Raw genomic sequence first — 13807 nt, 5'->3', positions numbered from 1 at the left:
CGCCGGATCACATTCGCCCCGTCCCGGGCAACGCCTTGCTCAGTCTCGCGGCCCATAGTCGAGCTTCGGATACCAGTTGGTCCCGCGTCCCTCGGGCGTCATGTCGAGCACGGTCCAGAGCGGCATCAGATCGGGCGCGCCGCGCGGGTCTTCACCGGGGTCGGCTGTCGCGAAATCCATCTCGCCGCTCCAGAAATGACGTATCACGCCGTCGCGCCGCGTGAAGACGTTGAGCGCGGGATCGTCGCCGCCTTCCTCCGATATCGCGTGATAGTCGCGGCTGAAATTGCCGTTCGTATCGGAGAACAGCCGCAGGTCGCGCCAGCCGCGCTCCTTTTTGAACGCGACGAGCCTCGCGAGCGGCGAACGCGCGATCACCGCGAGCGCCACGCGCTGCTCGATATCGCGCGCCTCGCCCTCCCACGCCGATAGCAGCGACGTGCACATCGGACACGGCCGTTCGCGCTGCGGCCCGAACATGTAGCTGTACGTGACGAGCGTGTCCTTGTCGCCGAAAAGCCCCGCGAAATCCACCGCGCCTCGCTCGCCGTCGAATCGATAATCGCCCTTCACTTCGCCGCCCGGCGGCAACGCGCGACGGATCTGCGCGACGCGTTCGATATGCCGGCGCAATTCGATTTCCTCGGCCAGCAAAGCACTACGCGCGCGGCGGTATTCGGCGCTTTCGTTGGGGAATCTCATCGTGGCGCGTCGCGCGAGTTCATCGGCGGGGATGTAATCCGTGGTCGTGCTCATATCCGATCTCCTTTGACTTCTTCGACAATGGGCGGCTCAATCGCGGTCCGGCGCGCCGAGCGGAAACAATGACCGATACGGCCGCGCCTCGTCCACGGCGCGTGCGAACGACGGCCGCGCGAGCAGCCGCTTGCGATACGCGATCACGTTCGAATATCGCTCCCCGATGCGATGGCACCAGTCCGCATAGAACAGGAACGGCGCGGCGCCGCAATCGGCCAGGCTGAAGGCGGCGCCCGCGGCCCATTCGCGGGTGGCCATCTTGCGATCGAGAAAGGCGTAGGAGATGTCGAGCATCGCGCGGGCATCGGCGACGCCGCGTGCATCGCGTTCGTTCGGATCGCGCATTGCGTCGAAGACGATCTTCTGCAGCGGCGTGGACACGTAGTTGTCGAAGAAACGATCCATCCAGCGCGTTTCGAGCGCGGTGCGCGGGTGCTCGGGAACGAGGCGTACCGGGCCCGCATGATATAGCCCCAGATATTCGATGATCACCGTCGATTCGATCACCGGCCGGCCATCGTCGACGAGTACGGGAAAGCGCTTCATCGGCCAGATTTCGGTGAGTTCGGCCATCGAATGTGGCATTTCTGGCGTGAGCGCGCGCCATTCGAAGGGCGTGCCGTTCTCGTACAACGCCACCAAAACCTTCTGGCAGTAAGAGGAAAACGGGTGTGCATAGAGTTGCAGGCTCATCAGGCGGTCTCCGGGTCGTCGAACGGATTTGAACGCGACGCCGCCATCACGCGATGTTTGCAGCGCCGGATACTTGCACGACGAACGGCCGTCGCGCAGATCGACAATGAATCGGGAAATGTTGTTGTGCGGCGCGGCGCCACCTGACCTTCATCGCGATCTTTCATGCTGGCGACATGATCCAGTGAGATGCTTTCCGGTTTATGTTCGAAAAGGCCTCGCCAATCAGCCGATGAGCGTCGATTTCGCCCTGCGTCTCTTCGCCGCTTTCGCTTGCGGCGTCGCCATCGGTCTCGAACGTCAGTTGCGTCAGCGCACGGCCGGACTGCGCACGATCACGCTCGTCGCGAGCGGCGCGTGTCTCTTCGTCACGCTCGGCATGCTGACGGGCAACGGCGTCGCTGGCGTCACGCAGATCGCGGCCTACGTCGTGTCGGGCGTCGGCTTTCTCGGCGGCGGCGTGATCATGCGCGACAAGGGCTCGATTCAGGGCATCAACACGGCGGCGACGCTCTGGTGCTCGGCAGCCGTCGGCGTGCTCTGCGGCGCGGGGCATTATGGTCCGGCGATCGCGGGCACGGGCGTCGTGCTCGCGATCAACACGCTCCTGCGCGAAGTGAGCCGCATGATCAACGCGACGCCGGTATCGAGCGCGGACATCGTGCGCGAATACGTGCTCACCGTGATCGGACGGCAGGAAGACGAGATTCACAGCCGCACCCTGCTTTCGAACGCGATGGATGCGCAACCGCTCTCGTTCCAGAGTCTCACGAGCGAGGACGTCGACGACGAGCCGCCGCGCATCAAGGTGACGGCGACGGTGCGCATGCATCCGAAAGACCAGGCGAAGCTCGAACGCATGGCGAGCCGCATGAGCATGGAGCGCGGTGTGTCGAGCATAAGCTGGTCGGCAGCCGATGTCGAGACTGCGCCGGAGTGAGGCGCGGCGGCGCTTCTCCATCCGGCAATACGTAAAATTAATGATTGACGGACGGATACCGAAAGGCAGAAGCTTCCGGAAACACTCGTAATGTTCATTTCATTTACTTGACACGCTGAGAATATATTTCCTTCCGCCACGCGCGTCGCCGTGGTCTCGATAGACGGAGAACAAAATGAGAAGGATACGAGGACTGGTTCTGGCACTTTCATCAGGAGTATTAATTAGTGCATGCGGCGGAGACGCTGGCTCCGATGTCTCGGGTCAAAGCGCCAAAGGTGTCGCCGGACAGCAGGCGAGCCAGACGGAACCCACAATCAAGGGATATGCGTTGTCGACCGTCATCTGGAACCGCGCTCCCATAAGCGTGTGCTGGGATCTGAACAACGCCGACTTCGCGCGTTACGCCGCGGCACGCAATTGGAGCCGCCTCGCGGTTCGTGAAACCTGGGAGCAAAATTCAGGCGCGCGGTTTACGGGCTGGCAACAATGCACGAACGATCCAAATTACTACGGTATCCGAATTAGTGTCGAGGACAACGCGGAGACCGGACCGCATACTTTCGGGCTGGGCGCGATGCTGAACAACGCGGTTGGCGGAATGACGCTCAACTTTACTTTCAGGAACTGGAGCCAAAGTTGTCAGGGACGCGAGGAATACTGCATTCGCCGCATCGCCGCGCACGAATTCGGTCACGCACTGGGCTTCGCGCATGAGCAGAACCGGCCCGACACGCCTTCGACCTGCAAGGAGCCCCCGCAAGGCACGAGCGGCGATACGATGATCGGCGCCTGGGATCTCGCATCGATCATGAACTACTGCAATCCCGAATGGAATGGCGACGGCAAGCTGAGCGCCACCGACATCGATATGGCGCAAAAATATTATGGGCCGCCTCCGTTCAGCCAGACCGTGTACGCGTTGACGCGCGCACAGGCTCCGGCACAGGTGAGCGCGTACGATCTTCCCTCTCGCGCGGTGAAGGCTTCGATCGATCTCTCGCTGACCGGCGACTACAAGCAAGTCAGTCAGATGTTCGCAAGCGCGGACGGAAAGCGCCTGCATGTGCTGATGCAGAGAAGTTCGACGTCCATCGATCTCGCCACCATCGACACGGCCGCCAACTCGGTTGTGCGTGTTACGCCCATCGGTCCGTTTTTGACGACTTTCACCGGCTATAGTCTGCTGCCCGCGTTGACGGGGAATCAGGTCTATGTGTCGAGCAAGAACGTCATCAACGTGCTCGATACGGACTCGGGAACGCTCGTCAGGCAATTGGTGCTGCCGAAATATTTCAGCCTCATCAAGCTAGCAACGGCCGCGAATGACAGTGAGCACGTCTATGCGCTCGCGAACCAGCCGGGGTCGAGTCTGGAGGTTCTGCGCATCGAAACGGCGAGCGGGTTGATCGTGGGCGGCTATCCGGCGGGTTCGGCGCCGAGCGCCACGCGTGACCAGTTCACTGTGACGCCGGATGCGAAGAAGGCTTATTTCGTGGGCTTCGCGTCGGCGCTTGCGCAGGGCAATCTGACGGAAATGGATCTGGAAAGCGGCTTCACGCGCGTACTGACCGATCTGCCGGAAAAGAACCCGAAATTCCTCACGGCAATCAGCAACCAGCAAATCCTCTTCGCCGATGACAATGACAAGAGCCCAAGTTCCATCGTCCTCTATGACGTGACGAGAAAAGCCAGGACGACCTTGCTGAACTCGTCGACATTGATCGCGCAGCTCCAGTACGAACCGAAAACCAAATCCATTCTTATGGAGCAAAGCGACATCTGGTCTGTCAACCAGTTGAAGCAACGGGCGGACGGCAAGTACAGAGACATCGACCTCGGCCTGCGATCGTTCACCAGCGGTTCGACGTATAGCGGCGTTGCACCGTTCGTGTTCGTGACGCGTTGATCGCCTCCTCGACCGTCCGTTGCGTCGCGCCCTGGACATCGACGGTTTTCAAGGCGGAGCTTCCGGTGGCATCATTGCCGAATCGGCGGGCGGGTCCGGCAATGCCGTCGCCCGCGCGCGTCGACCAGTTCGCGCAGCACTGGCCCGGAGGTGGCACATGTCCGTCTTTCTCGAAGTCGAGCACGTCACGATCTATCGCTACAACACGCCAGTGGAGTTCTCGCCGCATCGCGTGATGTTCCGGCCGCGTGCCGCGCACGATATCCGCGTGCTGTCGGCCACGCTCGCGGCGTCGCCGCACAGCACGCAGTACTGGATGCACGACGTGTTTTCCAATTCGGTCGCGGTCGTCGAGCCGCGCGTGCCAGCCGACACACTGGAGTTGCGCGCGCGCTTCGTGATCGAGCATTTCGGCGTCAGGAATCTGGAGTTGCCGGTCGCGCCCGAAGCCGAGAACTACCCGTTCCAGTATGCCGACGAGGATCGGCTCGATCTGGCGTCCTTTCTGCCGCCGCAATACCCGGAGGATCAGCCGCTGCTGCGCGACTGGGTGGCGCAGTTTCTCCCCCGGCGCGGCACCACCCACACACGCGACATCCTGGCGAACATCAACGCCGCCATCCGCAGCGACTTCCAGTACCAGTCGCGCGATGCCATGGGCACGCAGCGTCCATCCGAAACACTGAACCAGCGCGGCGGCACCTGCCGCGATTTCGCCCTGCTGATGATGGAAGTGGTGCGAGGACTCGGATTGGCCGCGCGCTTCGTGTCGGGGTATTTGTACGATCAGGCGCTCGACACACCGGCTGCGCCCGCAGTCCGCAACACGGGACTACAGCAGGGCGCGCGACAGATCGAAAGCCGCGACGAGCCGCTCGTGCTGGGCGCCGGCGCGACCCACGCCTGGCTGCACGTGTTCTTGCCGGGCGCCGGCTGGGTGCCCTACGACCCGACCAACTCGCTCGTCGGCGGCACCGACTTGATCCGGGTGGCTTACACACGCAAGCCCGAACAGGCCGCGCCGGTTTCCGGCTCCTGGTTCGGTTCGGCAGAGGACTTCATCGGCATGGACGTCAGCGTCGGCGTGCGGCGGATCGAGCCGCCGACCGAGCCGGCGTTGACCGGCGAACGTGCATCGCCGACGCCGAAGGCCGACGTGTCGTGACTTGCGCGGTGCGCGCCGTAGCGCTCGCGAGATTCAAAACGGGCTGATCCCCGACATGCCGCCATCGACGGCGAGGTCCGCGCCGGTCATGTATCGCGATGCATCGGTCGCGAGGAAAAGGATCGCCGCCGCTATCTCGGCGGGGTCGGCGGGCCGCTTCATCGGGATCACTTTCGCCCATTCCAGCAGTTGCGCCTCCGACATGCCCAAGCTGTCGAAGATGGGCGTGTTGGCGACGCCCGGCGAAATACTGTTGACCCGTATGCCGAGTTCGACGAATTCGGCGGCGAAGCTCTTTGCCAGAGAAACCACGGCCGCCTTCGAAGCACAATACGCGGAGAAATTTTTCGTGCCCTGATTGGCCGCGAGCGATGCAACGAGGACGATCGATGCCGGCCGGGAGAGCGACGGCAGCGCTTCGCGTACCGTCGAATAGACCCCGCCGACGTTGGTGTTCAAAACATCGGAGAACTGTTCCAGCGACGTTTCGCGCACCGGCGTTTGCCTGGAAATGCCGGCGTTGGCGACCAGGACATCGACGTCGCGCTGAAAATGTTCGACCGCGGTTTTGTAAAGGCGCTGCATGTCGGCCGGACTAGCGGCGTCCGCAACGACGGGCAGCACATCCTCGCCGAGCTGCTGCGCGGCCCGATGCAGCTTTTGCGCATCGCGACCGCTGATCACGACGCGCGCGCCTTCCGACACGAATCGTTGCGCGGTGGCGAACCCGATGCCCGTGCTTGCGCCGGTCACGACCGCCAGTTTATGGTCGAGCAGCATCGTCTCATCCTCGCAGGTTGACGACCAAAGCGCGGCCCGCCCGGATCGCGCGCGTCGAGTGCCCCGAACCTTCCAGATCGCCCGCGACGAAGACGGAACCCTCCGCGAAGCGCCGCGCGATGTTTCCGTCTTGCACCGAAATTTCAAGCTCGCCTTCGAGGACGACGACATACTGCCTCGACGGCGGGTTATGCCGATCGAGGAAGTAGCCCGCGTCGAACTCATGCATCAGCACGCTCTCGCACGGTTGCGCCGACGATAGCGAAACGGAAACCCCATTGAATAGAACGGCGCCTGTTTCGAACACGCGAATGGTCCTGAATGCCGAGTGCCCGTCGAGGTCGGTGTAGATCTCAGTGGAGTCCATGGCTTCTCCTTTTTATTAAGCAGAAGAATCGCGAAACATGTGAGCTCGGTACACCACTCGACTCTAGACGACGGAGCTCGCGCTCGCCATGCGCTTCAGCGGCGAACAGTATCCGCTAGCTGTCCACCGGTCTGGCGGCCGGTTCGCATCGACGCGCCGCAATGACGCTCACGGCGTCACGCTTTGCCCCATGCGCTCGCGCATCGCGCCGCAGTGTTCGACGAGGCTGCCTCGCGTAGCGACGAAATCCTTCAGCGGCGTATCGATGTCGTAAAACCAGATGTTCGCGACGAACCCATACAACGCGGCGTCGATGCTCGCGGGTGAGTCGCCGAACATGAACGGGCCATCGTCGAGCAGATTCGCGATCGCCTGCAGACTCGCGATGCCGCGCGCATAGGCAGCGTCCGGCTCGCATCGCCCGATGCCCTGATAGCGATAGCGCTCGAAGTTGTACTTGCGCGCGCCCTCCAGCGCGTCGGCGCCGATATCAGGATGCTGCGTCCGAAGCGCATCGCGAAACTGCGGCCAGTACCGGTCATCGCGCCAGCGCGAGTACGACATCACCCAATAAAGATCGTCGAGCGTGCGGCGGATCAGCACATCGAGATCGCGCTGCACCGCGCTCAGCGCATCGTCCAGACCGACCGCGTGCTTGCTCTTCAGATGCGCGATGATCGCATCGCTATCGCCGATGGTTTCATCGTCGTCGACGAGATACGGCAGTTGGCCGCGCGGTGCGGCGCTCGTGTCGAGCACGTGACGATGCTCGAACGGCAGACCCGCGAGCTTCAGAAACGCGAACACCTTCAATCCGAACGGATTGTTGTCTTCGAGGCCGAACAACTGAGGATACGAGTAGAGCGTAATCATCGACGTCTCCGTGCGGCGTCCAGCAAGGACGCGCCAAGTTCGCTACGATTCCGGGTTGGCCTTGCATCTTCCCGTCATGCGGCGCAGCGGTTCCAGGCGCGCGCCGCCACACACGAAAAATACTATGCCCACGCCGCCTCAAGCCATTGGTTTTACACTCGATCCGCTCGATCGCGTATCGGAGAAGCGCGACGACGAAACCTTCGTCGCCGGTCTGCGCGACGATCCCGCCACGCGCTTTCTGCTGTTCGTCAACAACGTGCCCCTGTTCAAGCGCGCGAACGGTCACGATCCGCTTTTCGGCGCGTCGGAAGCCGCGGCGCTCGGCGCGCCCTTGCAGACGGTTTTTCTCGGCCGCGACGCGGACCGGCGCGCGCTTTTTGCCCATTCTTTCGATGGACAAATGCAGAGTCTGCCCGAGGTCGAGGCCGTCGAACTGCGTCCCATCGCGATGCAGGACCTCGTGTCGGCGCCGCTCGTCAGCGCGCTCGGCGAAGCGCGTTCCATGCTCGACTGGCATGGCCGGCATCGCTTCTGCGCGAACTGCGGCCAGCCGACCGATTCGGCGGGCGCGGGCTGGCGACGCATCTGTCCGAACTGCAAAGCGCAACATTTTCCGCGCGTCGATCCGGTTGTCATCATGCTCGTCACCGACGGCGAGCGCTGCCTGCTCGGCCGTCAGCCGCAATTCCTGCCGGGCATGTATTCGGCGCTCGCGGGCTTCGTCGAGCCGGGCGAAACCTTCGAGCATGCGGTGTATCGCGAAGTGTTGGAGGAAGCGGGCCTCCGTTGCACGGACGTGCGCTATCACGCGTCGCAGCCGTGGCCGTTTCCGTCGTCGCTGATGATCGGCTGCTTCGCGCGCGCCGCCACAACCGATATCACCGTCGACAGGAATGAGCTCGAAGACGCGCGCTGGTTCACGCGCGAGGAGGTCGGCGCGATGCTCGACGGCACGCACGAACAGGGACTCTCTGCACCGAAGCCGTTCGCGATCGCGCATCATCTGCTGAAAGCGTTCGCGACGCGCGCGTGGGACTGAAACGCAGCTTCGCCGCGCGGCGTCGGCGATGAGTGCAGAATCCGAAGCTGTGCCGCGCCGATGCGCGGCGGGAGCATTTTTTCAACATCGAGTGAACGACATGAACATGAAAGGCGGCGTGCATATCTGGTTGATCCGGCATGGCGAAACCGAATGGAGCAAGTCGGGCCAGCACACCGGCACGACCGACATCCCGCTCACCGACGAAGGACGCACACAGGCAAAGGCGCTCGCACCGATCCTCGCGTCTCAATCCTTCGATCTCGTGCTGACGAGCCCGATGGGTCGCGCGATCGAAACATGCAGGCTCGCGGGTCTGGGCGATCGCGCGACGGTCGAGCCTGAGCTTCATGAGTGGAACTACGGCATATACGAAGGGCGCACGACGCCGGATATCCGTGAGGAAGTGCCGGACTGGTCGGTATGGACATCGCCGATGCCGGAAGGCGAAGCACTCGCCGATGTCGGCGGGCGCGCGCAGGCGCTCATCGACAAGCTGCTCGCGACGAATGCGACGAACATCGCGCTCTTTTCGCATGCGCATTTTTCGCGCGTGTTCGGCGCGCAATGGGCGACGGGCTCGCCGTCGCTCGGCGCGCATCTCGCGATGGATACCGCCGCGATGAGCGTGCTCGGGTTCGAGCGCGACGTGCGGGTGATTGTGAGGTGGAATCTGCTGCCTTGAACGGGGTGCGGGGCGCTGGAGGGCGGTTTGTTGTTGGTTTATCGGCGTTGCTTAGGTAGTTGCTCAAAGTCGGCGGCAGACCTATTCGTAGACCTCGCGGCGTCGAGCAAACGGCATGCATTCCGACGCGATTCTGCAGACAAATTAGCGGATTTGGACCGTTGACCGAGCGGGGTTACCGGTCGTTTCTGTAATGCGCCAAGCGTTCGTGGTCGGCCTATGTCCGGTCAAACGCAAGGCGCGGTGATGCTCTCCTTCTCGACGTCGAGCTGCATCGTCATGCTAGTGGAATTCTCGACAGCAGGAGTGTCAGTCCGCAAGACAACGCTTTCTTTCAATCGCACGGCATTCTCCTGCCTCTCCCTTGTCCTCGCGTACCATTTTCAACGATTGCAGGTTGAAGGCTCCATTGTCTCGCACCACTCTCGCCGCATCTGACGATAGGCGCCTTCGATGCCACGACCGAAGCGCGGGCCGTCCATGAGAGCGGACTGCTCCATGCGCGCACGCAGGCCAGAGCACAGGCTTCTCGGACGAGACAATCCCGAGCCAGCGCGACCGCGACATTCACAAATTCAGTATCGGAGGCGCCGCCAGTTCGAATAATCGGAGATTCATGAGCAACGCGTCGCCCGCCCGGCTGAACGGTCCGTTGCCAATCATCGTGACGACGGCCCCCCATCCAAAAGCTGTTGAGGCTCGTGGGTTGGCCGTTGTAGGGAAAGGTGTCGAGAGCGATGTCTATGCTGTAGTAGGTCCGCATGTGCGCGTCGTGCGGCTGATAGTCGACGAAGATGAGCCGCTCGGACGCTATGCCAAGTACGTCGATCTCCCGGCTTATTTCGTCGCGAACACGCCCTTGGTAACAAGCAAATCAGGTTCATCGCAGATTTCCGTGGATGCCTGTGGGCGATTTTGTAATCTGACGTCTTGCACCGGACGTTGGAGGCGGAATTGCTCGATCGCAAAGCATTGGAAGCGCTGGGTTGCTGGAAAGGCTATCGGGTGGAGCGTGTGGAGTGGCCGCAAGGCGAGCAGCGCACGCTTTCGTTGTATCTGAAGCCGGTCGGCAAAGTGATGTGCTGCGAGCAATGTGGCGCCCGCTGCAGGCAGGTTCATGAGACGAGCGTACGCCGGGTTCGTGATCTTCCGCTGCTCGAATATCGGGTGGTGCTGCATGTGCCGCGCCGGCGCGTGTGGTGCGATCGCTGCGGGGGCCCGCGACTGGAGCGGCTCGACTGGTTGGGACGCTATCAAAGGGTGACCGAGCGGTTTGCTCGGGCATGCGAGAAGTTGCTGCAGGCAGCCAGCGTGCAGGCTGTGGCGAAGTTCTACGATCTCGGTTGGCACACGGTCAAATCGATCGACAAGATGCGTTTGCGAGCACGTCTTGTCGAGCCGGATTGGTCAGCGCTGCGCTATCTGGCAATGGACGAATTCGCCCTGCACAAAGGGCATCGCTACGCCACCGTGGTGGTCGATCCGATCAGTCGTCAGGTGCTCTGGATCGGCCCGGGGCGCTCGCGTGAGACCGCGCGCGCGTTCTTCGAGCAACTCCCCGAGGGGGTGGCCGCACGCATTGAAGCCGTTGCGATCGACATGACCACGGCCTATGAACTGGAAATCAAAGCACATTGCCCACAGGCGGACGTGGTCTACGACCTGTTTCATGTGGTGGCCAAATACGGACGCGAAGTCATCGACCGGGTACGGGTCGATCAAGCCAATCAATTGCGGCACGACAAACCCGCCCGGCGAGTACTGAAATCGAGTCGCTGGCTCTTGTTGCGCAACCGTCGCAACCTCAATCCACAGCAGTCGATCCATCTGAAAGAGCTGCTTGCGGCCAATGAGCCGTTGACGTGCGTGTACGTCCTACGCGACGAGCTCAAACAACTCTGGTTCTATCGGCGCCTCGGCTGGGCCGAAAAGGCGTGGCAGCAATGGTTCGCACAGGCGCAACAAAGCGGTATCGCTGCCCTGCAGCAGTTCGCTCAACGACTGCAGGCTTACTCGCACGGCATTCTCTCGCGTTGCCGACATCCGCTGAACACCAATGTCGTCGAAGGCATCAATAACACCATCAAAGTCATCAAGCGACGCGCTTACGGGTACCGCGACGAGGAGTACTTCTTTCTGAAAATCCGCGCCGCGTTCCCCGGAAAAGCTCGATGAACCCCAAAAAAACCGGGACTCATTGGTGCGGGTTAAGCACATCCGCCCATAGCTGGAAACTACGATGAGTGAGCTTGCGCGGACAATTCATACAATCAAGGGTGATGTATCCGCTTTGGTCAGCGGTCAAGCCACTCACGGCAATGTCGGTCGTCGGTAGATCAACGCACCAGAACGTGTCAGACACGCGACTCGAGCGTTCACTATAACGGTCTCCTTATTCAACTCGCGAGCCACGGGTGGGTAAAACAGTAGTCGATCGCGCTACTCCCCGTGCTGCCCAGATAGGCAATCCATGCAATCTGCACTGCCGCAGGGCGGCGTGTAAACAACGACGAGCGCCCATTGGTTACGTGCATCGTCAGATCGACAAGGGTATCGATCTTATCTGCCATAATCGACCCGGCAAGCTCATCATCATCAAGATGGTGTGCGTCGCGCCACACGTCTGCTTGATTTTCTGAGCTGCGTGACCGCGTCTTCATGCTCAACGGACGAACAAAACAGAAGACCTCGAACGAGGTACGATCGTGATTCCTGAGAAGCGGAAGCAGCCACCGCTTTATCGTACGATCATTTGCATAACATGTTTTTATTGTGAGATAAGGCGCCTCACATCGCGATGCGAACCAGCTGCATGCATCAAGAATCTCGTATCCGTCGTCGCAGTGGAACGTCAGCGAATTAAGGTAGTTGTATTGGGCGGCAAAGCAGTCTGGATCGAACCTATCGCTCGACGCAGAGCGTGCATCGCGGCGCTCATATCGCCGCGGTTCTTGGCTGCGAGCGTCTCGGCGGCAGCGTAGTGTGCATCTGCATGAGCTGGATTCAATTCCAACGCGTGACAAGCGACGGCTTCCGCGTGGTCGAGGTGCCCGCACCGGTGGGGCAGGTGAGCCAAGTTTAAGCAATCTCTGCAAAACTCCGTGCGAGTTAAAATGCTAAGTAATACTATTGCATGAAGACCCGACCTCGGAACGTCATGATGACGCAGCTTGATCTCGGCTTGAACCTGTCAACCAAGCGCACGCGCAAGCGCGACTTCCTCGACGAGATGAGACGCGCCGTGCCTTGGTCAAGGCTGATTGCGTTGATCGAGCCGCATTATCCGAAGGGGAAGACTAGGCGTCCGCCATTTCCGGTTGCGACCATGTTGCAGATTTACTTCATGCAACAGTGGTTCGGTCTGTCGGATCCGGCAATGGAAGAAGCACTCTACGATGTCCCGCTGTATCGCGAGTTCGCGGGCCTCAATGATGCGATGGCCCGTCTTCCCGACGAAACGACCATCTTGCGGTTCCGGCATCTGCTCGAAGCACATGGTATCGCCCCGAAGATCCTGGCGGTGGTCAACGAGGTATTGAGCGAGAAGGGATTGATGCTCAGGGCGGGTTCGGCTGTCGACGCCACGTTGATTGCAGCGCCTCGCTCGACAAAGAACGGCTCAGCTTCACGCGACCCAGAGATGCAGTCGACCCAGAAAGGTCGCAACTGGTACTTCGGCATGAAAGCGCACGTCGGCGTGGACGCGGAGTCAGGCCTGGTCCACACGGTCATCGGCACGGCGGCGAACGTACACGACATCAATGCAGTACCATCGTTATTGCACGGCGGAGAAACCGATGTTTACGCTGACACCGGATAACAGGGCATCGAAAAACGGCAGCAAACGGGCTCGGCTCGATGGCATGTTGCGATGCGACCCAGCAAGCGAAGACAGCTGAACTTGAAGAACCGTGTCAATGCAATATACGACAAAATCGAACGACTGAAAGCCGGCATTCGTGCGAAGGTCGAGCATCCTTTCCGAATCCTGAAGCGCCAGTTCGGCTACATGAAGACAGATACCGGGGACTGGCGAAGAACACCGCTCAGATCACTACATTACTTGCGCTGGGAAATTTATAGATGATGCGCAAGGCGCTGCACAAAGCGTAAGGATGCCGCGCACAACGAACTCGGCCTCCGACTCTCGCTCCATTTGGCAAACTGTGCGCCCTAGCGACTCGCTCACCGACATTGGCAGGCCGACGTGTCGCAACAAAACGCCAGCCCCGGCATCTGTTCGCCTCCTGCCATCGTCCGTATTGGACGCAGGCATTTTAAACGCGCTGTGCAGACCTTCCTTAGTTTGTTGTTATGTTCTTAAAGCCGAGCTTGGCTTGCAAAAGCTCACGAGTCTCTGTCCGTACCGGCGGCCCACGCCTGAATGCAGGCTAAGAGGTGTTAACAGAATGACTTTTGCAGGTGTCGCCAGCATATGATGCAGCAAGCGATTCTCATGAAGGCCTCGTGGATGAAAGCGAGCCGTTCGAAGCGGATGCGCAGTCTGCGGAAGTTGCGAAGCCACGAGATGGTCCGCTCCACCACCCAGCGTGTTTTGCCTAATCCGCTACCGTGGGGCTGACCGCGCCGAGCG

Annotated in this window: 13 protein-coding genes and 1 pseudogene; 7 read left to right on the top strand and 7 right to left on the bottom strand. The window is 61.1% G+C overall.

Annotated elements, in window-relative coordinates:
* Nucleotides 1-39 precede the first annotated feature (39 nt).
* Together AWB82_RS34920 and AWB82_RS34915 are read right to left on the bottom strand one after the other, a co-directional pair.
* On the bottom strand, nucleotides 40-756 hold the full coding sequence (locus tag AWB82_RS34920; RefSeq protein ID WP_086973833.1) for a DUF899 family protein: 717 nt from the start codon (nucleotides 754-756) through the stop codon (nucleotides 40-42).
* 36 nt (nucleotides 757-792) lie between these two features.
* Nucleotides 793-1452: a glutathione S-transferase family protein gene (locus tag AWB82_RS34915; RefSeq protein WP_086973832.1), complete on the bottom strand. Its 660-nt coding sequence runs from the start codon at nucleotides 1450-1452 to the stop codon at nucleotides 793-795.
* Nucleotides 1453-1684: 232 nt separating this feature from the next.
* Here AWB82_RS34915 and AWB82_RS34910 point away from each other — a divergent pair, with 232 nt between their 5' ends.
* The 3 genes from AWB82_RS34910 to AWB82_RS34900 all read left to right on the top strand — a co-directional run bounded on the left by AWB82_RS34910 (nucleotide 1685) and on the right by AWB82_RS34900 (nucleotide 5466).
* The gene (locus AWB82_RS34910; RefSeq protein WP_086973831.1) at nucleotides 1685-2392 is read left to right on the top strand and encodes an MgtC/SapB family protein; all 708 of its coding nucleotides are present in this window, start codon (nucleotides 1685-1687) and stop codon (nucleotides 2390-2392) included.
* A gap of 601 nt (nucleotides 2393-2993) precedes the next feature.
* Nucleotides 2994-4301 (top strand): M12 family metallopeptidase, encoded by a 1308-nt coding sequence (locus AWB82_RS34905; protein WP_235023570.1) that lies wholly within the window; start codon nucleotides 2994-2996, stop codon nucleotides 4299-4301.
* 19 nt (nucleotides 4302-4320) lie between these two features.
* The gene (locus AWB82_RS34900; RefSeq protein WP_235023569.1) at nucleotides 4321-5466 is read left to right on the top strand and encodes a transglutaminase family protein; all 1146 of its coding nucleotides are present in this window, start codon (nucleotides 4321-4323) and stop codon (nucleotides 5464-5466) included.
* Between the two features lie 33 nt (nucleotides 5467-5499).
* Here AWB82_RS34900 and AWB82_RS34895 read toward each other — a convergent pair whose 3' ends face one another.
* The 3 genes from AWB82_RS34895 to AWB82_RS34885 form a co-directional block, all read right to left on the bottom strand.
* Nucleotides 5500-6246, bottom strand: coding sequence for an SDR family NAD(P)-dependent oxidoreductase (locus AWB82_RS34895; RefSeq protein ID WP_086973828.1), 747 nt, complete (start codon nucleotides 6244-6246; stop codon nucleotides 5500-5502).
* A 4-nt stretch (nucleotides 6247-6250) separates the two neighbouring features.
* On the bottom strand, nucleotides 6251-6613 hold the full coding sequence (locus AWB82_RS34890) for a cupin domain-containing protein (RefSeq protein ID WP_086973827.1): 363 nt from the start codon (nucleotides 6611-6613) through the stop codon (nucleotides 6251-6253).
* 168 nt (nucleotides 6614-6781) lie between these two features.
* Entirely contained in the window at nucleotides 6782-7486 is a 705-nt protein-coding gene (locus AWB82_RS34885; RefSeq protein WP_086973826.1) for a glutathione S-transferase family protein, read from the bottom strand.
* 124 nt (nucleotides 7487-7610) lie between these two features.
* On the opposite strand from AWB82_RS34885, the gene nudC reads away from it, so the two are divergent.
* From nudC to AWB82_RS34870, 3 genes are all read left to right on the top strand, one after another.
* Nucleotides 7611-8528 carry an NAD(+) diphosphatase gene (gene nudC, locus AWB82_RS34880; RefSeq protein WP_086973825.1) on the top strand — a complete coding sequence of 306 codons (918 nt, stop codon included), beginning with the start codon at nucleotides 7611-7613 and terminating at the stop codon, nucleotides 8526-8528.
* Between the two features lie 100 nt (nucleotides 8529-8628).
* Complete coding sequence (locus tag AWB82_RS34875) at nucleotides 8629-9213, top strand: histidine phosphatase family protein (RefSeq protein ID WP_086973824.1); 585 nt, start codon at nucleotides 8629-8631, stop codon at nucleotides 9211-9213.
* A gap of 954 nt (nucleotides 9214-10167) precedes the next feature.
* Entirely contained in the window at nucleotides 10168-11388 is a 1221-nt protein-coding gene (locus AWB82_RS34870) for an ISL3 family transposase (RefSeq protein WP_086973834.1), read from the top strand.
* A 221-nt stretch (nucleotides 11389-11609) separates the two neighbouring features.
* Here AWB82_RS34870 and AWB82_RS38935 read toward each other — a convergent pair whose 3' ends face one another.
* Nucleotides 11610-12269: an O-linked N-acetylglucosamine transferase family protein gene (locus AWB82_RS38935; protein ID WP_268811057.1), complete on the bottom strand. Its 660-nt coding sequence runs from the start codon at nucleotides 12267-12269 to the stop codon at nucleotides 11610-11612.
* Nucleotides 12270-12373: 104 nt separating this feature from the next.
* Between AWB82_RS38935 and AWB82_RS34860 the strand changes: the two are divergent.
* A pseudogene (locus AWB82_RS34860) lies at nucleotides 12374-13296 on the top strand (IS5 family transposase).
* A gap of 318 nt (nucleotides 13297-13614) precedes the next feature.
* On the opposite strand, the gene AWB82_RS34855 reads toward AWB82_RS34860, so the two are convergent.
* A partial coding sequence (locus AWB82_RS34855; protein WP_143756973.1) for a transposase occupies nucleotides 13615-13807 on the bottom strand: 193 nt, incomplete at its 5' end.

Origin of the sequence: Caballeronia glebae (assembly GCF_001545035.1) — a bacterium.
GTDB lineage: Bacteria > Pseudomonadota > Gammaproteobacteria > Burkholderiales > Burkholderiaceae > Caballeronia > Caballeronia glebae.
This window is presented reverse-complemented; position numbering and strand designations above follow the sequence as displayed.

What these genes read in the sequence shown, in the direction of transcription:
- AWB82_RS34895 (WP_086973828.1), bottom strand. Translation starts at nt 6,246, where the DNA reads ATGCTGCTCGACCATAAACTGGCGGTCGTGACCGGCGCAAGCACGGGC.
- nudC (WP_086973825.1), top strand. Translation starts at nt 7,611, where the DNA reads ATGCCCACGCCGCCTCAAGCCATTGGTTTTACACTCGATCCGCTCGAT.
- AWB82_RS34890 (WP_086973827.1), bottom strand. Translation starts at nt 6,613, where the DNA reads ATGGACTCCACTGAGATCTACACCGACCTCGACGGGCACTCGGCATTC.
- AWB82_RS34910 (WP_086973831.1), top strand. Translation starts at nt 1,685, where the DNA reads ATGAGCGTCGATTTCGCCCTGCGTCTCTTCGCCGCTTTCGCTTGCGGC.
- AWB82_RS34915 (WP_086973832.1), bottom strand. Translation starts at nt 1,452, where the DNA reads ATGAGCCTGCAACTCTATGCACACCCGTTTTCCTCTTACTGCCAGAAG.
- AWB82_RS34920 (WP_086973833.1), bottom strand. Translation starts at nt 756, where the DNA reads ATGAGCACGACCACGGATTACATCCCCGCCGATGAACTCGCGCGACGC.
- AWB82_RS34885 (WP_086973826.1), bottom strand. Translation starts at nt 7,486, where the DNA reads ATGATTACGCTCTACTCGTATCCTCAGTTGTTCGGCCTCGAAGACAAC.
- AWB82_RS34905 (WP_235023570.1), top strand. Translation starts at nt 2,994, where the DNA reads ATGACGCTCAACTTTACTTTCAGGAACTGGAGCCAAAGTTGTCAGGGA.
- AWB82_RS34875 (WP_086973824.1), top strand. Translation starts at nt 8,629, where the DNA reads ATGAACATGAAAGGCGGCGTGCATATCTGGTTGATCCGGCATGGCGAA.